The following is a 25874-nucleotide window of genomic DNA, read 5'->3' as shown; positions in this document are numbered from 1 at the left end:
TTTTTACAACTTTCTCTTTTTTCTAAAAAGTAACAAAAAAACGAGCGTAAAATCTGTTTATCTGCTATACTTGACTCGTTGCAAGTTCCCGAGAGGATCCGTACGAACGGAGATGCCTTGTAACCGAATTTAACTAGGGGGAATCATAATTATGGTAGAAAGACATTTATTTACATCAGAATCTGTTTCAGAAGGACATCCGGATAAGGTCGCTGATCAAATCAGTGATGCGATTTTAGATGCGATCCTAGAACAAGATCCAAATGCAAGAGTAGCTTGTGAGACGTCTGTAACGACAGGGCTAGTTTTAGTATTTGGCGAAATCTCTACGACAGCATATGTGGATATCCAAAAAGTGGTACGTGAGACAGTCAAAGAAATTGGTTATACTCGTGCAAAATTCGGCTTTGATGGTGATACTGTAGCAGTATTGGCAGCAATTGACGAGCAGTCACCAGATATCGCTCAAGGGGTGGATGAAGCACTTGAGATCCGTGACGAAAAAGAAAGAGATTTATTAGATGAAATCGGCGCTGGTGACCAAGGATTGATGTTTGGTTTTGCAGTGGACGAAACACCAGAATTGATGCCATTACCAATTGCCTTAAGTCATCGCTTAGTACGACGTTTAGCTGAATTGCGTAAATCAAAAGAATTAACATATTTGCGCCCAGATGCAAAATCACAAGTCACTGTAGAGTATAATGACCAAGGACAACCAGAAAGAGTTGATACGATCGTTATTTCGACACAACATGATGATGCAGTGGATAATGCAACGATTCGTCAAGATGTCATTGAAAAAGTGATCAAAGAAGTTATTCCAGCAGAACTACTGGACGAACAAACAAAATATTATATTAACCCTACTGGACGTTTTGTGATCGGCGGACCTCAAGGAGATGCTGGATTGACAGGACGAAAAATCATTGTTGATACGTATGGTGGGTATGCCCGTCATGGCGGCGGTGCTTTCTCTGGGAAGGATGCAACGAAAGTTGACCGTTCAGCAAGTTATGCGGCACGTTACATTGCGAAAAATATCGTAGCAGCAGGACTTGCTCGTAAAGTAGAAGTCCAATTGGCTTATGCAATCGGTGTCGCTCAACCAGTTTCGATCTCAATCAATACCTTTGGAACGGCAGAAGTGCCAGAAGAAGCGTTGATTGCTGCGGTAAGAGAAAACTTTGACTTACGTCCTGCGGGAATCATCGAAATGCTTGATTTGCGTCGTCCAATCTATAAACAAACAGCTGCATATGGTCATTTTGGACGTACAGATGTTGACTTGCCATGGGAAAAAACAGATAAAGTAGATGCATTAAAAGCTAGTTTAGCTAAATAATTTATGTTTGAATTGAATGTGTTCGCTGCGTGTGACGCACATCAAATGTAGACCAGTAAGCCGGGATATTCGAAAGTAGCTTATGCTACTTTTAGAGTATTTTGGCTTTTTTAGCAGAGTCGAAGTTTATTAGGCAGATGATGCCATTTAAATAACGGAAGTTACGATAAGGAGTGGGCTTGAGAATGGAAAGAAAAACAAACGTGAAAGTCGTAACGATCTGCGTGTTCATCGCTACATTTATGACGGCGATTGAGGGGACAATCGTTACGACTGCAATGCCAACGATCGTTGGTTCACTGCACGGCATGGAAATGATGAACTGGGTGTTTTCGATTTATTTATTGACGAATGCCATGTTGACACCCATCTATGGAAAGCTTGCAGATAAAGTTGGAAGAAAACCAATTTTTATTTTTGGTACGCTATTATTTATTATCGGTTCACTTTTTTGTGGGCTTTCTCAATCTATGCTTGGCTTGATTATTTCGCGGGCAATTCAAGGGATGGGTGCAGGAGCAATGATGCCAGTCGCATTGACGATCATTGGCGATTTGTACACGATTGAAAAACGAGCAAAAGTGTTAGGGTTGAATAGTTCAGCTTGGGGAATCGCTAGTGTGTTTGGTCCATTAGCTGGTGGGTTTATTGTGGAAGCATTGAGTTGGCACTGGATTTTCTTCATCAATGTGCCAATCGGGTTATTACTGATGGTGCTGATTTGGCTCTATCTCAATGAACCAAAAACAACTCGTGAAGCGAAACCAATGGATCTTAAAGGTAGTTTTAGTTTGATGTTTACGTTGGTTTTGCTGTTACTAGGTTTTCAATTACTAGGTGATCAAGGGCTGACACCATTTGTGTTAGGATTATTAATAGGTAGTGTTTTATTCTTTTTCTTATTCCTGTTCGTCGAAAAACGAGCAGAAGATCCTGTCATTATGCTTCACCTATTCAAAAACCCGCTTTTTGTCGTTGTGAATGCAGCAGCAGCTTTAGCAAGTGGTTTTTTAATGGGGATCGATGTCTATATCCCAATGTGGATGCAAGGAGTATTGGGACTTAATGCGGCAATTGGTGGATTAGTTTTGGCACCACTTTCTCTTGTTTGGATGGTTGGTTCGTTCTTAGCAAGTAAGTGGATGACCCAGATGACCACCTATCGAGTGTTACGTATCGGGTTGTTCATCACCATTGTCGGTGGTGCAGGACTTTGGTTGATGCCATTTCAAAGTAATTTTTTATGGTTCTTCCTGATTTCAACGATCATCGGTGTCGGTTTAGGGATCACAATGACAACATCGACTGTCAGCGCACAAAACAGTGTGCCTTCAGAACAAATGGGTGTTGCCACTTCGTTTAATACGTTAGTCCGCACCATTGGGCAAACAGTGATGGTCGCAGTTTTTGGATTATTGATCAACCGGGTCACGCAAGCAGAACTTGCTGCCAAACAATTGACAGACGATCCGGACATCATGAACAAATTAGTCAATCCACAAACAGCAAAAATGATTGACGCAGAAATATTAACACCATTACGAGAAATTTTGTATCATGGGTTACACCAAGTCTATCTGGTAGGCTTATTATTAGTCATCATCGCGCTGGGGCTAACATTTTTAATTCGTCAAAAAAATGCTACAATAAAAGAATACAAGTAAATTTACAGATTGTTATCAGAAAAACGATCTGAATAAAGTAAAGAAGGCGAAAAACATATGGCATTTATCCAAGCAAATGTTTATTCAAACGTATTAGAAATGGAAGTCAATCTAAATGTGATCTTACCTCAGACAACCAAAAAAGTGATTGGGACAAGTACGTCGGCAAATCTGACGGATGTTCCAGTACTTTACCTGTTGCATGGTATGGGTGGGAATCATAGTGTTTGGCAACGACGGACTTCTATTGAAAGATATGCGGCGGATTACGGGTTAGCCGTCATCATGCCATCAACGGATTTAGGTTGGTACACAGACACAACGTATGATATGAAGTACTGGACGTTTATCTCAGAAGAATTACCAGAAATCTGTCACGAATTGTTCCCACAACTGACAACGAAACGAGAAAAAACGTATGCAGCCGGTCTTTCAATGGGTGGATATGGTGCGTTGAAATTGGGGTTAGCAAAGCCCGAACGTTTCTCAGCTATTATTTCTCTCTCAGGTGCGGTGTCAGTTGGTAATCGAATGGACGACTTATTGATGATCCGTCAAGCCAAGTTCTGGGAAGGGATTTTTGGTCCACTAGATAGCATCCAAGGTTCAGTAAATGATCCGGCTTACCTTGTCGAAGTGTTGGCTAACAGTGGCAAAGAAGCGCCACGCATGTATCTTGCTTGTGGGGAATCTGATTTCCTCTATCAAGCCAACCAAGAGATGGTTGATAGTTTAAAAGAAAACAATATCGATGTGACATTCGAACACGGACCTGGTGAACATGATTGGATTTTTTGGGATCAATGGATTCAACGAGCCCTCGCTTGGTTGTTCAACAAAAGGAGCTGACAACGGATGGAAGAAACAAAGTATTGCAAAGACTCGATGGTTATCCAAACACATCGGATCTTTCCCTTTGATTTGAATCCATTTGGGTATCTTTTTGGAGGGAAACTAATGGCAATGATCGATGATGCAGCATCGATTTCGGTCACCCGTCATTGTCGCAGAGGGGCAGTCACTGCTTCTTTAGATAGCTTGAATTTTTTAAAGCCTCTACACGAAAATCATTCCGTTTGTGTGGAATCTTACGTGTCGGGTGCCCATAAGAAATCAATGGAAGTCTTTGTGAAGATCATCGGTGAAAACTTAACGACAGGTGAACGCTATTTAGCTGCTACTTGCTTTACGACATTCGTTGCGGTTCCTTCACATATGAACCTTGAAAAAGAATTTACCGTGCCACATGTCATTCCTGAAACCGAGGAAGAGCAATTAGTTTGCAGTGGGTACGAGGAACGCCGTGCTACAAGACAGAAGGAAAGAACAGCCTATAAAGAATTTGCCGCTAGTTTATCTTTGGATCTCCCTTGGACAAGAGAACGAGAAGGCGAATAAGCCTATTTATGAATGGTAGAAGAAATGTAGAAGTGATCGATCAAGATCACTTCTTTTTTATTGTGGCGAGCAAGATAGATGCTAAACGGATTGGAAATAAGCATAATAAAGAAGAATTCTATAACGTACCTTTTATAGTGAGAGGAAGATAAACTCAAGAAGAAAGAAGGAGTATTTAAAAACAGACACTTTAAAGTTTCTTTCTATTATAAAAGTAGTTCCAGCGTTAAAAAATTACAGGTTGATTTCTTTTTTCAAACATGGTAAATTGTTAGTCGGTCTATTTTTACGAATTATAAAATAGGACGATTTATTATAAAAAAAGAGAGGTGTAAGTCACAAATATGAAGCTTATTTTAAAACATGCAAAAAACTATCGATTAGCTGTTTTTGTTTCTTTGCTTTCTGTCGCACTTATGGTGACAGCTACGCTTTGGCAACCTAAGTTGTTGCAACAAGTATTAGAAGCAATCATTACAGAAGACAGCGATGAAATGCGTACGATTGGCATTTCTTTGATTAGTTTAGCACTCCTAGGTTTAGCAGCTGGAGTCACGAACACGATATTTTCTGCTAAAGTCGCACAGGGTGTCAGTGCAGATATCCGGGAGGAAGCGTTTCGCAAGATCCAGACCTTCTCATTTGGTAATATTGAACAGTTTTCTGCTGGAAATTTAGTGGTGCGCTTAACGAACGATATTACACAGATCCAAAACTTAGTGATGATTTCTTTGCAATCTTTGTTCCGTATCCCGTTTCTGTTTATTGGTGCATTTATTCTTGCGATGGCAACAATGCCTCAGTTGTGGTGGATCATCGTTCTTTTGATCGTTACTGTATTCTTGATCACAGCGCTATCCTTTACACGTATGGGCAAGCACTTTATGATCATCCAAAAACTGATCGATAAAGTTAATAGTATCGCAAAAGAAAATCTAATGGGGATTCGAGTAGTCAAATCGTTTGTCCAAGAAGAAAATCAGTTGAATGAATTTAGTAAAGTCAGTGAAGATTTAACGAAGCACAATATCATTGTTGGAACATTATTTTCAGTCATGATCCCCTCATTTATGTTAGCTGCGAACTTAGCTGTGGTGGGAGCAATCTTCTTCGTCAGTGATCTTGCAAAAGATGATCCAACCCTGATTGGTGGTATTGCTTCATTTATGAACTATTTGATGCAGATCATGATGGCGATCATCATCGGCGGTATGATGATGATGATGACCTCAAGAGCCGCTGTTTCCTTAAAACGGATCAAAGAGATCTTAGATACTGAACCAGATTTAACTTATCTAGATGTACCTGAACAAGAATTGACTGGTTCTGTTCGTTTTGAAAACGTGTCTTTCCGTTATCCTGGTGATGATGCAGATACACTCAAAAATATCACTTTTTCGATCGAGCCTGGTGAAATGGTTGGTATTGTTGGGGCAACTGGAGCAGGAAAGTCAACTTTAGCACAATTGATTCCACGCTTGTTCGATCCAACGGAAGGGAAAGTAGAAGTTGGTGGTGTTGATCTACGACAAGTGAATGAACAAAGTTTAAGAAAAACCGTTTCGTTTGTTTTACAAAAAGCGATTCTTTTTTCAGGCACGATTGCCCAGAATCTACGTCAAGGGAACAAGAATGCAACAGAAAAGGATATGGAAAATGCTTCTTCTATCGCTCAAGCCAAAGAATTTATCGAGAAATTAGCTGATCGTTATGAAGCACCAGTCGAAGAACGTAGTAGTAACTTTTCTGGTGGACAAAAGCAACGTTTATCTATCACACGTGGTGTGATCGGTCAGCCAAAAATCCTGATTCTAGATGACAGTACGAGTGCATTAGATGCCCGTTCAGAAAAACTGGTACGCGAAGCCCTTGATCGTGAGTTAAAAGACACGACAACGATCGTTATCGCTCAAAAGATTGCTTCTGTTGTCAAAGCAGACCGCATCTTGGTACTAGATGAAGGAAAACTAGTGGGTGAAGGAACGCATGAAGAACTCGTTGCAAACAATCAGGTATATCAAGAGATTTTTGAAACTCAAAAAGGAACGGAGGAGTAGCCATGACTGATTTGATTAAAGCAAGTAAGTTTTTCTATCATTATTTAAAGCGGTACAAGGTTTCCTTCTTCTTTATCTTTATTACTGTGATTGCAGCAACTTACTTACAAGTAAAAGCACCTCAATATATTGGGGAAGCTTTCCAAGAATTAGCAAATTACATCGGTGCTTTGATGCAAGGTGTCGATGATAAAAGCAATTTCCTTTCGATTATTTGGAAGCTTTTGATGTTTTATGTCTTAGCCAGTGCGGCGAATTTTATTTACAGTATTTTATTTACACAAGTGGTTGGGAAATCAACGAACCGGATGCGTATTGGACTATTCAATAAATTAGAAAAATTAACGATCCGCTTTTTTGATTCCCACCAAGACGGAGAGATTCTTAGTCGCTTCACTAGCGATTTGGATAATATCCAAAATAGTTTGAACCAAGCACTTCTTCAAGTGATCACGAATGCAGTTCTATTAGTTGGTATCTTGATCATGATGTTCCGCCAAAATGTCCAACTCGCTTGGGCAACGGTTGCTTCTACACCGGTCGCGATTTTGATTGCGGTACTGGTCATTCAAAAAGCCCGCAAATATGTCGACATCCAACAAGATGAAGTCGGTAAATTGAATGGTTATATGGATGAGAAGATCAGTGGACAACGCGTGATCATCACGAATGGTCTGCAAGAAGAAACGATCGAAGGCTTCTTAGCTCATAATCAAACTGTTCGTGAAGCAACATTTAAAGGACAAGCATACTCAGGGTTACTTTTCCCAATGATGCAAGGTATGTCTTTAGTCAACACTGCGATCGTGATCTTCTTTGGTGGATGGTTAGCGTTGAATGGTGATTTGGAACGTTCAGTAGCGCTAGGATTAGTAGTTACTTTCGTCCAATATTCTCAACAATATTATCAACCATTGATGCAAATTTCTTCTGGCTACAGTATGATCCAGTTAGCGATCACTGGAGCACGAAGATTGAATGAAATGTTTGCTGAAAAAGATGAAGTGAAACCACAAAACGGCAAACCGTTTGCAGGGATCGAAAAGGGCTTATCATTGACGAATGTTGATTTTGGCTATAGTCCAGAGAAATTAGTCTTAAGTGACGTTTCCATTGATGTGAATAAAGGCGAGATGGTTGCTTTAGTAGGCCCAACTGGTTCAGGTAAGACAACGATCATGAACTTGTTGAATCGCTTCTATGATGTGAACGGTGGCTCTGTGAGCATTGACGGAACAGATATCCGCGAGTATGATTTAGACGATTTGCGTCGACATGTCGGCATCGTTCTACAAGAATCCGTTCTATTTTCTGGCACAATCCGAGACAATATTGTCTTTGGTAAACCAGACGCAACGGATGAAGAAGTCATCAGTGCAGCGAAACAAGCAAATATCCATGACTTTATCCAGACACTAGAACATGGCTATGATACCCACGTCTCTGAGGAAAATAATTTGTTCAGTACGGGGCAAAAGCAATTGATCAGTATCGCGCGAACAATCATCACGAATCCAGACCTATTGATTTTAGATGAAGCAACAAGTAACGTGGATACAGTGACTGAGGCAAGAATCCAAAAAGCAATGGATGAAGCGATCAAAGGACGGACAAGTTTCGTGATCGCCCATCGCTTGAAGACGATTTTGAATGCCGATCGCATCGTCGTTTTACGTGACGGTCAAGTGATCGAAGAAGGAAACCATCATCAATTATTAGCAGAAGATGGCTTCTATGCGGAGTTGTATCATAATCAGTTTGTGTTTGAATAGGAGGTGGGATAGAACGAATGTCTCACTCCCGTCATTGTGTAATGAATGTTCAAATGGAAGTCGAAAAACACCAAATCAAGAAGCCCTTGGTTTGGTGTTTTTCATGTCATGTAGTCTGATTGGCGCTTTTTGATGAATCCAAACATGAACCTTGGAAAATTAGTAAGGCTCGCGTACTTATGTAACAAAACTTGTGGCAATAGTTTTCAGTTATTTGAAAGTGAATCTGTGATTTCTTATTAAGTCAGGTCAATGATTTTAGGAACCATGACTATGTAAAATAAAAAGAACTTAATCAAGTATTCCTCTTGATAATCGTTTATCGATAGAAGTAACGATGAATTTCTATTCTAAATACACAGACACACTTGAATATTAATTGTATTATAGTAATATATTCAACAAAGAATAGGTTCATATTACGGCCAAAAACCACTAGCTGGCGAGCTAGTGGTTTTTGTCTAAGCGTGTTACATAGAACATAGTAAGGAGAACATCATGGGTATTTTAGGAATCCTAATAGCCATCATCAGTTTTATTGTGGCAGTAGGCGTAACAATATTGATCATTCGTGTGCTAAAACAGTATTTCACCAAATCATAGGTCAAATGTGATCAAGTGAGGGTCATTAAGAAGATGGGATTCTCATTGATAGTTAGGTTCTGCTGAAAAATGAAAAACCTCCTTATCTTCTCAGGTGTATAACACTAGAAGATAAGAAGGTTTTTATTAGTTGCGGTTTTTCTTTTTTTCGATACAATACAAGATCGGTGGATTATTTTTTTGGTTGATAAATTGATAAGTCAAAACATTGAATCGTTCTTGAGGTAATGCTTGGCAAAAGCTTTGTACCATATCTAGTTCTGCTTCGCCACCTTCATGGCCATAATAAACGACGATGATCATGCGACCTTGTGGAACTAGACGTTTCAAGATTTCTTCCATCGCTGTTTTTGTCGTTTCAGGTAGCGTGATGACGGATTTATCACTTTTGGGTAAATAGCCTAAGTTGAAGATGCCGGCTTTGATCGGCTGTTGTTCAGCAATGACCGCACCAATGGTCTCATGTCCTTGTAAAAACAGGGTCGCCCGCTCCAATAAGCCATTTTCTGACAATTTCTGTTGCGTGGCTTCCATTGCTTGTTTTTGGATATCAAAGCTGTACACTTGGCCAGTTCGTCCGACTTTATCTGCAAGAAATACAGTATCATGTCCATTACCCATCGTGGCATCAATCACATGATCTCCTGGTTGGATGATTTCCTCCAATAGCGTATGACTATAATGAAGCGCCGTTTTCAACATCCGCTTTTGACTCCTTCTCGAATATTGTACTTTCCTTGATAACTATTGCGACGAATCATTTCTTCATCAATCGCATTCAAGACTTCCCATTTTTTCAAACTCCACATTGGCCCGACCAACGAGTCCCAAGGCGCATCACCAGTTAAACGATGAATGATGATCTCTTGAGGAATCATTTCCAATTGGTCACAAATGACAGATACATAATCGGCTCGGCTCATCAATTGCAGTCTGCCCTCATGATAGTCACGTAACATCTTTGTTTTACGCATCAGGTGCATCAAATGTAATTTGATTCCTTGGATATCAGAATCTAAGATCGTGCGACGAACATTTTCCCGCATCATTTCCAATGATTCTCCTGGCAATCCATTGATCAGATGCGTACATACACGTATGTCGTGCTTTCGTAATTTCGCAACACCGTCTAGATATGTTTGATAATCATGTGCCCGATTGATCAAGACGGAGGTTTCTTCATAAGTCGTTTGTAAGCCCAATTCTACCCATAAGTATAAACGTTGATTCAATTCAGCTAAGTAATCCACGACTTCATCGGGTAAGCAATCTGGTCTGGTACCAATTGATAAACCAACGACACCTGGTAGGTTGATGACCTGTTCGAATCGTTCACGAATGACTTCGACTGGCGCATGGGTATTCGTGAAATTTTGAAAGTAAACGATGTATTGATTCACCTGTGGCCATTTTTTGTGCATCATATCGATTTCTTTTTGGAATTGGATCGGTAGTGGCTCTTCTGGAGCAACGATCATATCACCAGAGCCAGAAACACTACAAAAGGTACAACCACCGTGGGCAACTGTTCCGTCACGATTGGGACAATCAAAGCCACCATCGATCGGTACTTTAAAAATTTTCCCACCAAATTCATGGCGTAACGCATAATTCCAAGAATGGTAACGTTTATTTCCTTCAGCATAAGGAAATTCCATTAAAATCCCTTCTTCCTATTTGATTGTGTAAATGGCAAGCGTTGTTGGACATACCAAGGATAAGTCAAGCATAACCAAAATAGGCTCAAGCTATAACCACCGAGGATATCACTAGGATAATGGACGCCCAGATAGACACGACTAGCACCAATACTCAGAATCAGTAAACCTAACAATACTTGGATCATCCATGCCCATTCTCTCGTCTTGATCAAGGATGGCATCAAAAAAATCAATGTGCCATACAAGATCATACTCGTTGCGGCATGTCCGCTGGGAAAACTATACGTCGTTTCGATAACTAAATGTTGAAGACTTGGACGGTCACGCATCACTAAAAGCTTGATTAGTGGATTTAATATCCCAGCAACTAGCACAAAGTTGAAGATGAACCAATACAGTTCTTTTCTTTTTTTCGTGTGCCATAACCAAAGAGCAACTAATCCAAATACTAAAATGACAGTTATTGCATTTCCAAATGTCGTGATCAACCGCTGAAATGGATTCCAATCAGGATAAGGAATACGAATCCAATGGGTCAGCGTTTGGTCAAAACTAGACAATAGATCTACGCGAAATAAGACAAGTAGACTCAACGCTAGAAAAAGCAAGAAGCAACTTGCGGCTGAGATTTGGAAGATTCTTTTATTTTTCATTTAACTCCTCCTTCATGCCCAATCATTATAGCATTTATTATAAGAACGAAAAACAAGAGTTTTCTATTCCCGTTCACTTGGATCAATGAATAAAAATATATTGTTATGCAAGTTGTAATGTAATAGCAACCCTCAAGTAATATAACCGACATATTTAATTTAAAAAATAGGTGGTCATATATAATTTAATAACTCGGAATCGTTTGATTAAAGGGTTAACAAAAGCGTCAAATCAAAAAATTACGAAAGATTACATAAAGATTACAAAACAACGTAATAGTCTTAAATAACTTTTAATAAATATTAAGAGAAGTTATAATTATTGATAAGGCTAGATAAAAGTAATTAAATATGGGGGATAGTATATGCAAAAGGAATTAGTAGGACGAAAAGAACGCAGACGTCTGGAACAAGCAAAGCGTTACCGTAAAGTAAAGCGAAGTGCGGCAATCGTCGGAACCGCAATGGTGGGCTGTTCAGCTGTAGCACCAGTATTACAATCAGTCGCTGTCAATGCGGATGAAACACCGATCCAAATGAACTCTCGGATCAATACCGCCGCATTTATCACAGAAATTGCAACATTTGCCCAACCGATCGCAAACGCGAATGATTTGTATGCTTCAGTAATGATCGCTCAAGCAGTCGTCGAAAGTGGTTGGGGTGGCAGTACATTATCACGTGCACCGTATCATAACTTATTTGGGATCAAAGGAAGCTACCAAGGACAAACTGTTTATATGGACACGCTTGAATTCTTGAACAACCAATGGGTGACGAAAAAAGAACCTTTCCGTCAATATCCTTCTTTCGCAGAGTCTTTTAGTGACAATGCCTATGTACTTAGAAATACTTCATTTGGTAATGGCTACTACTATGCAGGTGCTTGGAAGAGTAATACTCGTTCTTATACGGATGCTACTGCCCATTTGACAGGACGCTATGCGACGGACCCAAGTTATGCGACAAAATTAAACAATCTTATCATGACGTATGGCTTGATTAAATATGACACACCAGCAACAGGAAATGCAGGCGGTGGTGCGACTACTGGCGGCGGCAATACGATCAATACAGGTAACACTGGAAGTACAAATACAGGAAGCACCAACACTGGAAGCACGAATACAGGAAATACTGGTGGAAGTACGTCTACTGGTTCAACGACATACACAGTAAAATCTGGTGATTCCGTTTGGGGCATCTCAAATGCCCACGGCATCTCAATGGCACAATTGATCGAATGGAATAATATTAAAAATAATTTTGTTTATCCAGGACAAAAATTGACGATCAAAGGTGGTACAGCTGGCGGATCTTCAACAACAAATTCAGGAAACAATACAGCTTCTGCAGGTAGCAGTTCTGCTGGAACAACAACAAACAATTCGTCCGGCACGCGTTATACAGTCAAAGCAGGTGACTCTGTTTGGGGTATCTCAAATGCGCACGGCATCTCAATGGCACAATTGATCCAATGGAATAATATCAAGAATAATTTTGTTTATCCAGGACAAAGCTTGATCGTTTCTAATGGTGGGTCTGCTTCTGTAAGTACACCATCAACGCCAAGCACAACGCCATCGACACCAAGTACAGGTACTTCAGTTTCTGGTGCAAAATATACGGTCAAAGCAGGGGATTCTGTCTGGGGTGTTTCTCATGCCCACGGCATCTCAATGGCACAATTGATCCAATGGAACAACATCAAGAACAACTTTATTTATCCAGGACAACAGTTAGTTGTTTCAAATGGCGGCGCATCAAGCACTGCGTCAACGAATACAGCACCTTCAACAACGACGAATAATCCAACGACTTCAAACACAGCAAGCCAAGGCTCAGGCACCTACACAGTCAAAGCAGGGGAATCGGTGTGGAGCGTCGCAAATAAAAATGGGATCTCGATGAACCAATTGATTGAATGGAACAATATCAAAAATAACTTCATCTACCCAGGTCAAAAACTGATCGTAAAAGGTGGTAGTACAGCAGCACCAACATCTACACCGACAACAACGCCGGCAGCTGCGCCAAGCACACCGAATACGTCAGCAGCAACGAACACATCAACTTCTGGTGATACGATCTATACGGTCAAAGCAGGTGAATCCGTTTGGGGTGTAGCTGATAAACACGGCATCACGATGGATCAACTGATTGAATGGAACAATATCAAAAATAATTTCATTTATCCAGGCCAAAAAGTGGTCGTGAAAAAAGGAAATACAACAGCAGCACCTACGTCTAATGATGGCAAACGTTACACAGTCAAAGCAGGTGAATCCGTTTGGGGTGTAGCTGATAGCCATGGCATCTCAATGGCGCAATTGATCGAGTGGAACAACATCAAAAATAACTTTATCTACCCAGGTCAAAGTTTGATCGTTGCAAAATAATCGATCTGACTGAAATAATAGTTGATTGATTCAATAATATTTGTTACTATGAAGCTACTAAAAATTTAGTTGATCAACGTTTGAAAAGGAAGTAGTAAAAAGTCGAAAGTTTTAGAGAGCACATGGTTGGTGAAAATGTGTACGGACGCTTTTGAACTCGCCTTTGAGTTGCACCTGCTGAACAGTTTTCCCAGTAAGCAGAGGCGGTGACGACCGTTACAACGTTCAAGGCCTTGTTTAGTAAGGCAAAATTAGGTGGTACCACGTAGATTACGTCCTATAAAAAGAGCAATCTTTTTATAGGATTTTTTTGTTTTTTAAGGACAAATGCTAAAAGAAAAACAGATCATTACATCAAAATAGGGGGTTCAAGATGAGCTATAATCACAAAGAAATTGAAAAAAAATGGCAAAAATATTGGGCAAAAAATAACACCTTCAATACGCATGATGAACCAGGTAAACCAAAATTCTATGCGTTGGATATGTTTCCATATCCATCAGGACAAGGTCTACATGTTGGGCATCCAGAAGGCTATACTGCAACAGATATCCTAGCTCGTTTCAAACGTAGTCAAGGTTTCAACGTATTACATCCAATGGGGTGGGATGCATTTGGACTACCAGCAGAACAATACGCATTGGATACAGGGAATGACCCTGCAGAATTTACGCAAAAAAATATTGAAACCTTCCGTCGCCAAATCAATTCACTTGGTTTTAGTTACGATTGGAATCGTGAAGTCAACACAACAGACCCTGAGTACTACAAATGGACACAATGGATCTTTACTAAATTATATGAAAAAGGTTTAGCCTATGAAGCAGAAGTAGCAGTGAACTGGGTACCTGAACTAGGTACAGTGATCTCAAACGAAGAAGTGATCGACGGCAAAAGTGAACGTGGTGGCTATGATGTCATCCGCAAACCAATGCGTCAATGGATGTTGAAAATCACCGCTTATGCAGATCGTTTGATTGATGACCTAGAGCTTGTGGATTGGCCCGAAAGCATCAAAGAAATGCAACGTAACTGGATCGGTCGTTCAGTCGGAGCAAATGTCACGTTTAAAGTGGCTGGCACAGACAAAGAATATACGGTCTTTACCACACGTCCAGATACGTTATTTGGGGCAACCTACTCTGTGCTAGCACCAGAGCTAGACTTAGTTCGTGAGATCACAACTCCAGAACAAAAAGAAGCAGTCGAAGCGTATATCGCAGAAACAGCGAAAAAATCAGATCTTAAACGAACAGATCTTGCTAAAGAAAAAACCGGTGTATTTACAGGGGCGTATGCGATCAACCCAGTAAATGGCAAGGAAATCCCTATCTGGATCGCTGATTATGTGTTAGCTTCTTATGGCACAGGTGCGATCATGGCAGTACCGGCACATGATGAACGTGATTACGAGTTTGCACAAACGTTTGATCTAGAAATCTTACCAGTCATCGAAGGTGGCGATACTTCAACAGCTGCCTACACAGAAGATGGTGCGCATATCAATTCTGATTTCTTGAACGGATTGAACAAAGAAGAAGCCATCGATGCAATGAATCAATGGTTGGAAGAACAAGGCGTTGGGAAAAAAGAAGTCAGCTATCGCTTGCGTGATTGGTTATTCTCTCGTCAACGTTATTGGGGTGAACCAATCCCAGTCATCCATTGGGAAGACGGAACAGTAACAACTGTACCTGAAGAAGAGTTGCCATTACGTTTACCAAAAACAACCAATATCCAACCAAGTGGAACAGGGGAATCACCATTAGCGAATATTGACGAGTGGGTCAATGTCGTTGATCCTGAAACAGGTAAAAAAGGACGTCGTGAAACAAATACGATGCCACAATGGGCAGGAAGCTCATGGTATTACCTACGCTATATCGATCCACACAATAAAAAAGAATTAGCCAACTACGAAAAACTAGAGCGTTGGTTACCAGTAGATATTTATATCGGTGGAGCAGAACATGCGGTACTTCATCTATTGTATGCCCGCTTCTGGCATAAATTCCTTTATGATATTGGTGTGGTACCAACAAAAGAACCTTTTGAAAAATTATTCAATCAAGGAATGATCCTTGGAGAAAACAACGAAAAAATGTCTAAATCTCGAGGCAATGTCGTCAATCCTGATGATGTCGTGGAAGCTTATGGTGCGGATACGTTACGTCTATACGAAATGTTCATGGGCCCATTAGACGCATCGATTGCTTGGAGTGAAAATGGCTTAGAAGGTAGCCGTAAATTCTTAGATCGCGTTTGGCGCTTGATCGTGGACGAAAACAATAAAATGCGTGATCGTATCACGACACTGAATGACGGTAAACTTGACAAAGTATATCACCAAACAGTTAAAAAAGTCACAGAAGATTACGAAAATCTACATTTCAATACAGCGATTTCTCAATTGATGGTCTTTGTCAATGAAGCATATAAAGTCGATGCCTTACCTTATGAATATATCGAAGGATTCGTACAATTACTTGCGCCGATCGCGCCACATATCGGCGAAGAGCTATGGGCGATCCTAGGCAATGAACAAGATCTTTCTTATGCACCATGGCCGAGTTATGATGAAGCTGCTTTGATTGAAGATGAAGTAGAAGTCGTCTTCCAAATCAATGGAAAAGTTCGTTCAAAAGCCAGTGTTGCACGTGACTTATCAAAAGAAGAACTAGAAAAAACAGCGATGGACGATGATAGTATCAAAGAACAATTAGAAGGAAAAACAATCAGAAAAGTGATCGTGGTTCCAAATAAATTAGTCAACATCGTCGCAAATTAATAAGTAAGCACCAATAGAAAAAAAGTAAAAACGAGATGCCACATTCTCATGAAAATCATTTGGATTTCATGAGAATGTGTTTTTTTTTATAAATTTCCATCTGAGGGAAAATTTATTATCAGTGATGATTTCATATTTTTACTCTATGTAATAGTTATCCCTTTTTATTCAAGGAATAGTAACTAATCTAGTGTAGACAAGTAAAAGGTAAAGTCGAAAAAAATAGTGATCAACTGGCGTTCACGTCTTGGGTGTTTTTTTACCTTGCTAACGGTAAAAAAAGATTTTATTAGTATTTTGAAATTATGGATAATATTTGTATGGCATTTGCATTATTATTTTTTGAGTTTTTTTTCATTTTTAAGCGGGTTTGCACCATTGATTCCACATAAAAATCCTGCATAAACTCGCAATGATTTTTGCGAAGGTGCCTGAACTAATTACATACCTTTTATTTATAGATGAACTTTGCAGAAAACTTACGATCGAGTAGCTCGTTTTAAACGATTACTTATCTCAATCAGCTTATCCAAAAAGATAGATGATTACGTGCATTGTCAAAAAATAAGAGAGGGGAGAGAATTTTTGAAAGCAAAAAAAATACGGATTATCGCTACCTCATTCCTATTGTTTCAGCAGGCATTGCTACCTTCAGTGGTAATTGCAATAGAAAACGAGTCGATAGCTAATACAGAGATTATGGAAGAACAGCCAGAAAGCCACTTATCTGAAGAAGCAACAGACGTGGTCGAAGAACAAGAACCAATTACTCACGAAGAGCCTGAAGTAGTAGTGGAAACTCCTGAAGCTCCACCAGAAGTGGCAGAAGAAGTGCCACCGATGGAAGCACCACCAGAAGCGCCAGCGACGGAGGAGACTATCGAGACGGTGGAAACACAAGAAGAAGCGCCACCACTTGATGAAAGTCCGCTATCTGCCCATTTGGGACGGCTGAATTTAACTGCACAGAACGTAGCGGAATTAACCAATCATGGGAGAAGCTCCTATATTCAAGCTGTCTTGCAAAATGCCATCAATCGAACCATCTCTTTAGGCAATACGGCAAATTCGACAGCCACTTTCTCCGTGACTGTACCGACACATTCCATGGTACAGCGGCAAGGTACTAGTAATGGCTGGATTTCTTCAATTGTCACGGACAGTACTGTCGGAATGCCCGATGAATTATACACACAGATGTATTATGGGAATCATTCGACTCATAGAAATACGTACACGTTAACGAATATTAATTCGAATCGGTCAGATGTCACTGTTACGGGAACTGTCACAATCAATTCGAACTTCACTGCAACTATCATTTTTAATGTAAGAAGGGTCCAGACGAGTAATTCAACAGCACCAGTTGAGATTCGTGGAAATGTTGGACTAGGTACGACAGGTGTCGCGACACAATTTACACATATTGCAACACCAAGGCAAGTGATGAATCTTAGTTACAATAATGAGACAATCGGTAGTCTTACCATTGATGACGGACGTTCGACAGCTGTGATCGGAACGAATATCACGATCCAAGCACAACGTGCACCAGTCGCGATGAGTGAAGAGGAAATCCGGTCCTGGTTTACTCGCTTACCTGATAATCCGGACAACTATGAGTATAGCGTAGCATCACCAGCAGAAGGATGGCGCCCTGCAACGACTGGCAATATGATTGTCACATTAAGAAACAAGACTACAGCAGTTACAGAAACACATACAACGAATTATCAAGTAGTTGATACTCAAGCCCCGATAGGAAGGGTTCGTCAATATGCGACTACGGACATACAAGCTCGGAGGTCGGGAGGATCAGCCGCAATTGATCGAGCAAACTTGGCCTTGGCACTTACTGAGTTAAATGATAACTGGTCATTGCCAGAGGATATAGATATAACTTTCCGTGATCTTTTAGGTGGGATTATATCCACATTTACAGGCATGGCACCTGATCCAAATCGGACTCACATCGGACGATTGACATTTGAGGATGAAGCAGGAAATATCAGTGAACCCGTCCGTGATCCAGGTAGTGGTGGTAGTGAAACCATTGTTAGGTACCGGATCGTCGATACCCAAGCACCAACAGCTAATTATAGTAATACCGTAGTAGATCTGGCAGCCCGTCGATCGGGTAACCCTTCACGTAATGAGTTGATGCCGTTTCTGAATGGAAATCCATCGGATAATTGGTCATTGCCAGCAAGTATTCAATTACAATTAGTGAACAGTAACGGATCAACACTCAATCTTCATGAAATTACGCCGTCCACACAAATCCAAACTGGGTATATCCGTCTTCAAGATGAGGCAGGGAATCGATCCTCTTTACAAGAAGTTCGTTTTAGAGTAATTGACAACGAAGCACCTAATGCAAATGTCCGAACGGATGTAGTAGCCTTGGAGGCAAGAAGGGAAGGGGAACTAAGTACATCAGAGATTTCTTCTTTCTTAGTTGGAGATCCATCAGATAATTGGTCAACATCAGAAAATATCACTGTTGAATTGTTGGATAGCGCAAGTGAGAAGCTTGATATTACGAATACACCTCCTTCAACGAACGAACATTCAGCGACGATTCGCCTCACCGATCAAGCAGGGAATACAAGAGAATATCCGGTACATTATCGAGTGGTTGATACGCAAGCACCATCGGCGATTTTTAAAGAGGAGACCATTGACTTTTCTACCCATAAATCAAACTCATTTTCGCGTAGCGATTTGTTGCGATTCTTAACAGGTGATCCAAGGGATAACTGGACCTTGCCATCAGATATCAAAATCGAATTAGTTGATGAGAATGACAATGAATTTAACCTGAACGAATTAGATCTTGAAGAACATACCGGCTATCTTCATTTGGAAGATGAGGAGGGGAATCGGTCTAATGCACAAGAAGTTCGGTTCCTTGCCGGTGATAATGAAGGTCCAACAGGAAATGTCGTTACCACACCAGTTGATTTTCAAGCGCGCCGAGTGAACGAGCTGACGAGAGATGATTTGTTGCGGTTCTTTACCGAAGATCCGCTGGACAATGTGACAGCAACGGATCAGATCGATATTTCTTTGAGAAATAATTTAGGTAATGTCATCAGTATCGTTAACGTAGCCCCTTCAAATACCGTCTATGAGGCGGATGTTCGTTTACAAGATCAAGCGGGCAATCGGACGGAATATCCAGTCAATTACCGCGTGATCGATACACAAGCACCAACAGGAAGTGCCAAAGGAACCTGGACTGTTTTTGAAGCGAATCGTCATCGGGATTTTACCCAAGATGAATTACGATTACTATTTCATAGCGTTTCGGATAATTGGACCTTACCAGAAAATATTCGCTTAGAAAGTCATCGTCGCTTATATGTTTTATCTCCAAATGAACCAAGTGCATACCATCCAATGGACATCACGGCAATCGATGAAGCTGGAAATGAACATATTTTTAGAGGAACTATGCCAAGGATAGTGGATACTACAGCACCAACCGCTAACTTTAAAAACGAGGTGATCGACTTTTCTACTCTTACTTCGAATACGTTCTCTCGAACGGATCTATTGAAATTTTTCAATGGCGCACCAGAAGATAATTGGACGTTACCAGAAAATATCCGCATTGAATTGGTCGATAGTCAGGGAAATGAATTTGCATTGGATGACTTGGAGTTCCAAGAATATACAGGCTATATTCGTTTAGAAGACCAACACGGAAATCGTACAGATTTGCAAGAAGTAAAATTTCTTGCGGGAGACAATGAAGGGCCGACAGGAAATGTCGTTACTCAACCTGTGGATTTTCAAGCACGCCGAGTAAACGAATTGTCGAGAGCAGATTTATTGCGGTTCTTTACTGAGGACCCATTAGATAATACGACGGCAACCGATCAAATTGATCTTTCTTTACGTAATAATTTAGGGGAAGTTGTGAGTATTGTCAATGTTGCTCCTTCAACAACCATTTATGATGCCAACGTTCGTTTACAAGATATTCGAGGTAATTATACGGAATATCCGGTTAACTATCGCGTGGTCGATACGCAAGCACCGACAGGTTCAATTAACCAAGAAATCACTATTTTCGAAGCCACTCGATCGCGTGATTTTACACAGGAAGAATTGCGTTCGTTACTCATTGACTTAGAAGATAATTGGACAGAACGAGAAAGTATCACGTTAAAAAATAATCTTTCGTTACACAGCTTACGACCTAATAGTATAGGCGAATGGTATTTTCAAGTACATGTAGATGCGACCGATGAAGCTGGCAATACAATAAGAATTGAAAATACTAAGGTACGAATTGAAGATACCACAGCACCTGACGGAACATTAAAAGATCCATTAGTGTTCACGAAGGGGCAAACAGCTCCAAGCGGACGAGATTTTCTAGATGGTGATCCGACCGACAACTGGTCATTGTCACCAGATATTCAAGTGGCAGTTACATATGAAAACAATGTCGCGTTTGCAGATTTAGAAGTGGGAACGTATGGTGTGACAGTTACTTTGACGGATCAACAGAGAAATTCGCGAACATTGAACAGTCAAGTTACGATCTTAGAAGATACATCCGAGTATATCGATGTGACGATCCCAATGAATGTGTCCTTTGCCCAAAGTAAAGAAAGCAATGGCATTGTCTCACCCACTTATCAGATCCAAAACAATGCGGAACGTGCGGTTCAAGTGTCAGTGAGTTCGGTGGTTAGTCAATCCAATACGGAACAATTGACAGAGATTGATCTTGGCGTGAAGAACAATCTGAATGACAATCAAGTGATGTTGATCTCATCAGGTAAAAACCTCAATAACCGCAGAGAACTAGGAACGATCGAAGGTCGTAATACATCGTTCTCCTTCTCGTTATTTGGAACGGTTGGAGAGAACTTTGATTTTGAAAGTTTGAATGATCCATTGAGCCCAGTGTATAGTATGCGTTTGAACTTCAATGCAAAGGAATAAAAATGGCTTTTGGTAAATGATATACATGAAAAGAAATCTTAGAATAATTTTTGGAACAACAAGAAAGAATCTACTTTCTTGTTGTTCTTTTTTTATGCAGTTAAAAAATATTTTTTATGAGAGTCATCTTTCCAATTTCTCATAGTAAAAACCACTAATTTTTACTTATGGAAATTATGGTTTTGGATAAAGTGTGATAGTAAAAAAATGTGTTGAGTAATCAGCAATATATAGTAGATGTTAAGAAAACGTATCAAGCAATTTGGTAATAATGAGATTAAAATTTACTGTTCGTCCCTCTAATTTAAATTAAAAAATGCTTTTTTTACCTTTCTAACGGTAGAAAAAGATTTTGTTCCTATAATAGAATTATGGATAATTTTAATGTGAATGTGTGTTATTTTTTTTAACAGTTAAAAAGGGAGAAGAAGGTCATTCAGTGAAACAATTACATAAAGCAATTATTCGATCGTGAAAAGGCGATTCTGCGAACTGTTTGTACTGAATGGAACAGACATATCTTCTATCTGTATGAGTCATCAGGCAGAATTTTCGGGATCAAGCACATAGTTTTTGAATGCTTACATATAGTTACTAGTTGATCTCAAAGATCCATACAGTCAGTACTTTGAATAGGCACATTCTAAGAAAGAGAAAGGGGGACAGAATTTTTGAAAGCGAAAAAAATTCGGATGATCGCTACTTCATTCCTGTTATTCCAACATGCATTGTTGCCATCGGCGGTATTTGCAATAGAAAATGAACCGATTGCTAGTACGGAAATCACGGAAGAACAGCCAGAAAGCCACTTATCTGAAGAAACACCAGAAGTTGCTATAGAAGAACCAACAGTAGAAGAACCAATAGTACAAGAAGAGGCCTCGGAGGAACCGATCCTCTCTGAGCAGCCAGCGATTGTAGAGGAAGCAAAAGTGATCGAAGAAGAGCCAGTTGTTCCAGAAGAACCAACGACGGATATACCAGCTGAGGAAACAGTTTTACCACCACTTGATGAAAATTCACTAGTGCCTAGTTTTTTGCCACGGTTGAATTTGACCACAGAGAATGTGAATCAATTAACAAACCATGGTAGGAGTTCTTATCTTGAGGGTGTATTACAAAAGGCAATCAACCGAACCGTCAATTTAGCGAGTGCCGCAAACTCAACAGCAAGTTTCTCTGTCACTGTACCAACACACTCACTGGTTGAGCGTGTCAACGATAGTAACGGTTGGATCTCATCAATCGTTACGGATAGTGATGTCGGCATGCCAGATGAGTTTTACACACAGATGTATTACGGGAATCATCCGACGCACAGGAACACTTACACATTGACGAACATTTCTTCAAGCAGTGCAGCTGTAAGTGTAGTAGCAACGGTGACGGTCAATACTAATTTCACGGCAACCATCGACTTTACAGTAACGAGAGTTCAGGCAGGAAATGAAGCTGTATCACTAGATATTCGCGGGAATGTTGGGTTAGGTACAACAGGGGTTGCGACGTATTATCCAGAGTATGCGACACCAAGAAAAGTGATGGATCTTAGTTATTCAAGTGAAACAATTGGACGATTGACGATCAATCCAATAGTGACATATGTAATTAAAAACCCTGTGACAATCGAAGCCCAACGTCCAGCTATTGTACCTACTGCTATAATACGTGATACTTGGTTTGATTCCGTACCTACGTATGCGCGTAATTATTATTACTATGTCTCTGGTACAATAAACAACAATATGTGGTATCCAGGTCGAACTGGTTCCTTAACAGTAAATGTAGCTGATTATTCCAATTCAATCGTCTATGAACGTTTTCCGACAAACTATGTCGTTGTGGACACTACACCACCAGAAGGGACGGCAGTCGGTGATTTTGTCACAGTCCAAGCCAATCGTCACCGAGATTTTACCCAAGAAGAGTTACGATTATTAGTCAATGGACTGAAAGATAACTGGTCAGAATTGGCTAACATCACACTAACTTTCGAGAGAAATTTAAATAATCTTAGTCCTGGTACAAGTTATCAAGATGTTAGGTTGAAAATGACAGATGAGTCTGGTAATGAACGTTCATTGCTCAATACGAAGTTGCGTATTGCTGATACCATAGCGCCAACAGGGACAGTGAAATCAGAGACGATCGACCTCTCTGGGGTGACAACGGATATTCCCTCACGGTCCGATCTCATGGCCTTTCTGAATAATGATCTGGATGACAACTGGACATTACCAGAAAACATCAAAATCGACCTCGTTGACAGTAATGGTTCAGTGATAAATTTACAAGATTTAGAGTCAGAGGATAACATTTATACAGGCTATATTCGCTTAGAAGATGAGCAAGGAAATCAATCAAGTCTACAAGAAGTAAAATTCCAAGGAAGAGATGCGGAAGGTCCAACAGGAAATGTCACAACCTCTCCCGTAGATTTCCAAGCGCGAAGAAAGGATGAGTTGACGAGAGATGATCTTTTACGCTTCTTTACGGATGATCCTCTAGATAACGTGACACCAACCGATAAGCTCGATCTTTCCTTACGTAACAATGCTGGCGATGTTGTGAGTATTGTCAATGTCGCACCGTCGACGACTGTTTATGATGCGAAAGTTCGTTTACAAGACCAAGCGAACAACAAGACAGAATATCCAGTCAATTATCGGGTGGTGGATACGCAATCACCGACAGGAAGTGTCAAAGGAACTTGGACTGTTTTTGAAGCAAACCGCCATCGAGATTTTACCCAAGAAGAATTGCGCATGCTAATCGATAATTTAACGGATAATTGGACAGAGCTAGAAAATATTCAATTGCAAAATCATCGTCACTTATATGATTTATCTCCGAATCGTCCAATTGCTTATCATCCAATGGATATTACGGCAATTGATGAAGCTGGAAATGACCATGTTTTTACAGGAACCATGCCAAAGATAGTGGACACTACGGCACCAACAGCTAATTTCAAGGATGAAGTCATTGATTTTTCCACGCTTACATCGAACACGTTTTCTCGAACGGATTTGTTGCAGTTTTTCAACGGTGACCCCGACGATAACTGGAGTTTGCCAGAAAACATCACCATCGAATTAGTCGATAGTGAAGGGAACGAATTTGAGTTAGACGACTTAGAATACAAAGAATATACTGGCTTTATTCGTTTAGAAGATGAGCAAGGAAATCAATCGGAGTTACAAGAAGTTAAATTTCTTGCGGGAGACAACGAAGGTCCAACAGGAAATGTCGTCACCCAACCTGTCGATTTCCAAGCACGAAGAAAAGAAGAATTGACGAAAGATGAGCTATTGCAGTTCTTTACTGAAGACCCATTGGACAACACGACGCCAACCGATCAAATTGATCTTTCCTTATGTAATGATAACGGAGATATTGTAAGTATTGTCAATGTTGCCCCATCGACAACCATTTATGATGCCAACGTTCGTCTACAAGATATTCGAGGTAATTATACGGAATATCCGGTTAACTATCGCGTGGTCGATACACAAGCACCGACAGGTTCAATTAACCAAGAAATCACTATTTTCGAAGCCACACGATCGCGTGATTTTACACAGGAAGAATTGCGTTCGTTACTCATTGACTTAGAAGATAATTGGACAGAACGAGAAAGTATCACGTTAAAAAATAATCTTCCGTTATACAGCTTACGACCGAATAGTTTAGGTGAATGGTATTTTCAAGTACATGTAGATGCGACCGATGAAGCTGGCAATTCAATAAGAATTGAAGATACTAAGGTACGGATTGAAGATACCACGGCACCTGACGGAACATTAAAAAATCCATTAGTGTTCACGAAAGGCCAAACAGCACCAGCACCTCGTGAATTTTTAGATGGTGATCCGACCGACAACTGGTCATTGTCACCAGATATTCAAGTCGAAGTTGCATATGAAAACAATGTGCAATTTGCCGATTTAGCGGTAGGCGATCATGGTGTAACGATCACCTTAACAGACCAAGCTGGCAACGCTCGGACATTGAACAGTCAAGTCACGATTCTAGAAGATACGTCTGAGTACATTGATGTGACGATTCCTGTGAACGTATCCTTTGCAGAAAGTAAAGAAAGCAATGGTATCGTCTCACCCACTTATCAGATCCAAAACAATGCGGAACGTGCGGTCCAAGTGTCAGTAAGTTCGGTCGTTAGTCAATCAGATACCGAAAAACTAACAGAAATCGATCTTGGGGTGAAAAACAATCTGAATGACAATCAAGTCATGTTGATCTCATCAGGTAAAAACCTCAATAACCGCAGAGAACTAGGAACGATCGAAGGGCACAGTACTTCTTTCTCTTTCTCATTATTTGGTACAGTTGGTGAAAACTTTGATTTTGAAAGCTTAGATGATCCATTGAATCCAATCTACAGTATGCGTTTGAATTTCCATGCGCAGTAATTGATAAGAAGAAGTTGCACAGCCGTGTGACTTCTTTTTTTGTGCGTAATCTTATAACTATTTTCCTAAGCGATACGGAAAAATCTATTTTGAAAAGAAAGCGATTTCATTTTATAGTGAATGTAAGAAATCCAATTAA

General features: G+C 40.3%; 13 protein-coding genes, 1 riboswitch and 1 other annotated feature. Of the genes, 10 read left to right on the top strand and 3 right to left on the bottom strand.

All coding sequences use genetic code 11. From position 1 onward, the window contains the following. Positions 1 to 73 precede the first annotated feature (73 nt). Positions 74 to 154: riboswitch (SMK box riboswitch) on the top strand. The 6 genes from metK to IGI79_RS12690 all read left to right on the top strand — a co-directional run bounded on the left by metK (position 152) and on the right by IGI79_RS12690 (position 8236). After that, positions 152 to 1345 carry a methionine adenosyltransferase gene (metK, locus tag IGI79_RS12715; RefSeq protein ID WP_010734128.1) on the top strand — a complete coding sequence of 398 codons (1194 nt, stop codon included), beginning with the start codon at positions 152 to 154 and terminating at the stop codon, positions 1343 to 1345. It overlaps the preceding riboswitch by 3 nt. A gap of 185 nt (positions 1346 to 1530) precedes the next feature. After that, entirely contained in the window at positions 1531 to 3009 is a 1479-nt protein-coding gene (locus tag IGI79_RS12710; RefSeq protein WP_065096702.1) for an MDR family MFS transporter, read from the top strand. A gap of 57 nt (positions 3010 to 3066) precedes the next feature. Next, positions 3067 to 3858 (top strand): alpha/beta hydrolase, encoded by a 792-nt coding sequence (locus IGI79_RS12705; RefSeq protein WP_065096703.1) that lies wholly within the window; start codon positions 3067 to 3069, stop codon positions 3856 to 3858. A 6-nt stretch (positions 3859 to 3864) separates the two neighbouring features. Beyond that, the gene (locus tag IGI79_RS12700; protein WP_019724018.1) at positions 3865 to 4407 is read left to right on the top strand and encodes an acyl-CoA thioesterase; all 543 of its coding nucleotides are present in this window, start codon (positions 3865 to 3867) and stop codon (positions 4405 to 4407) included. 344 nt (positions 4408 to 4751) lie between these two features. Continuing rightward, entirely contained in the window at positions 4752 to 6464 is a 1713-nt protein-coding gene (locus IGI79_RS12695; RefSeq protein ID WP_104776179.1) for an ABC transporter ATP-binding protein, read from the top strand. A 2-nt stretch (positions 6465 to 6466) separates the two neighbouring features. Continuing rightward, positions 6467 to 8236 (top strand): ABC transporter ATP-binding protein, encoded by a 1770-nt coding sequence (locus IGI79_RS12690; RefSeq protein WP_065096705.1) that lies wholly within the window; start codon positions 6467 to 6469, stop codon positions 8234 to 8236. A 729-nt stretch (positions 8237 to 8965) separates the two neighbouring features. On the opposite strand, the gene IGI79_RS12685 is transcribed toward IGI79_RS12690, so the two are convergent. Genes IGI79_RS12685 through IGI79_RS12675 form a run of 3 tightly spaced genes read right to left on the bottom strand, consistent with a single transcriptional unit; the run spans position 8966 to position 11153 of the window. Next, the gene (locus tag IGI79_RS12685) at positions 8966 to 9541 is read right to left on the bottom strand and encodes a class I SAM-dependent methyltransferase (RefSeq protein WP_065096706.1); all 576 of its coding nucleotides are present in this window, start codon (positions 9539 to 9541) and stop codon (positions 8966 to 8968) included. Beyond that, positions 9535 to 10497 (bottom strand): TIGR01212 family radical SAM protein, encoded by a 963-nt coding sequence (locus IGI79_RS12680; RefSeq protein ID WP_065096707.1) that lies wholly within the window; start codon positions 10495 to 10497, stop codon positions 9535 to 9537. The genes IGI79_RS12685 and IGI79_RS12680 overlap by 7 nt, the downstream gene beginning before the upstream one ends. Then, complete coding sequence (locus IGI79_RS12675; RefSeq protein ID WP_065096708.1) at positions 10497 to 11153, bottom strand: phosphatase PAP2 family protein; 657 nt, start codon at positions 11151 to 11153, stop codon at positions 10497 to 10499. The genes IGI79_RS12680 and IGI79_RS12675 overlap by 1 nt, the downstream gene beginning before the upstream one ends. A gap of 365 nt (positions 11154 to 11518) precedes the next feature. On the opposite strand from IGI79_RS12675, the gene IGI79_RS12670 reads away from it, so the two are divergent. From IGI79_RS12670 to IGI79_RS12655, 4 genes are all read left to right on the top strand, one after another. Then, positions 11519 to 13552, top strand: coding sequence for a LysM peptidoglycan-binding domain-containing protein (locus IGI79_RS12670; RefSeq protein ID WP_438846042.1), 2034 nt, complete (start codon positions 11519 to 11521; stop codon positions 13550 to 13552). Between the two features lie 70 nt (positions 13553 to 13622). Next, positions 13623 to 13835: a binding site (T-box leader), on the top strand. Positions 13836 to 13925: 90 nt separating this feature from the next. Beyond that, positions 13926 to 16340 carry a leucine--tRNA ligase gene (gene leuS / locus IGI79_RS12665; RefSeq protein ID WP_065097093.1) on the top strand — a complete coding sequence of 805 codons (2415 nt, stop codon included), beginning with the start codon at positions 13926 to 13928 and terminating at the stop codon, positions 16338 to 16340. Between the two features lie 585 nt (positions 16341 to 16925). Continuing rightward, positions 16926 to 21302 (top strand): Ig-like domain repeat protein, encoded by a 4377-nt coding sequence (locus tag IGI79_RS12660; protein ID WP_438846041.1) that lies wholly within the window; start codon positions 16926 to 16928, stop codon positions 21300 to 21302. A 671-nt stretch (positions 21303 to 21973) separates the two neighbouring features. Continuing rightward, positions 21974 to 25735: an Ig-like domain repeat protein gene (locus tag IGI79_RS12655; RefSeq protein ID WP_438846040.1), complete on the top strand. Its 3762-nt coding sequence runs from the start codon at positions 21974 to 21976 to the stop codon at positions 25733 to 25735. Positions 25736 to 25874: the final 139 nt, after the last annotated feature.

The organism is Enterococcus sp. AZ084 (genome assembly GCF_051714905.1).
Taxonomy (GTDB): domain Bacteria; phylum Bacillota; class Bacilli; order Lactobacillales; family Enterococcaceae; genus Enterococcus_B; species Enterococcus_B pernyi.
The sequence above is the reverse complement of the archived record's forward strand: the minus strand, read 5'-3'. Positions and strand labels throughout refer to the sequence as shown.

What these genes read in the sequence shown, in the direction of transcription:
- metK (WP_010734128.1), top strand. Translation starts at nt 152, where the DNA reads ATGGTAGAAAGACATTTATTTACATCAGAATCTGTTTCAGAAGGACAT.
- IGI79_RS12690 (WP_065096705.1), top strand. Translation starts at nt 6,467, where the DNA reads ATGACTGATTTGATTAAAGCAAGTAAGTTTTTCTATCATTATTTAAAG.
- IGI79_RS12695 (WP_104776179.1), top strand. Translation starts at nt 4,752, where the DNA reads ATGAAGCTTATTTTAAAACATGCAAAAAACTATCGATTAGCTGTTTTT.
- IGI79_RS12685 (WP_065096706.1), bottom strand. Translation starts at nt 9,541, where the DNA reads ATGTTGAAAACGGCGCTTCATTATAGTCATACGCTATTGGAGGAAATC.
- leuS (WP_065097093.1), top strand. Translation starts at nt 13,926, where the DNA reads ATGAGCTATAATCACAAAGAAATTGAAAAAAAATGGCAAAAATATTGG.
- IGI79_RS12670 (WP_438846042.1), top strand. Translation starts at nt 11,519, where the DNA reads ATGCAAAAGGAATTAGTAGGACGAAAAGAACGCAGACGTCTGGAACAA.
- IGI79_RS12675 (WP_065096708.1), bottom strand. Translation starts at nt 11,153, where the DNA reads ATGAAAAATAAAAGAATCTTCCAAATCTCAGCCGCAAGTTGCTTCTTG.
- IGI79_RS12710 (WP_065096702.1), top strand. Translation starts at nt 1,531, where the DNA reads ATGGAAAGAAAAACAAACGTGAAAGTCGTAACGATCTGCGTGTTCATC.
- IGI79_RS12680 (WP_065096707.1), bottom strand. Translation starts at nt 10,497, where the DNA reads ATGGAATTTCCTTATGCTGAAGGAAATAAACGTTACCATTCTTGGAAT.
- IGI79_RS12700 (WP_019724018.1), top strand. Translation starts at nt 3,865, where the DNA reads ATGGAAGAAACAAAGTATTGCAAAGACTCGATGGTTATCCAAACACAT.
- IGI79_RS12705 (WP_065096703.1), top strand. Translation starts at nt 3,067, where the DNA reads ATGGCATTTATCCAAGCAAATGTTTATTCAAACGTATTAGAAATGGAA.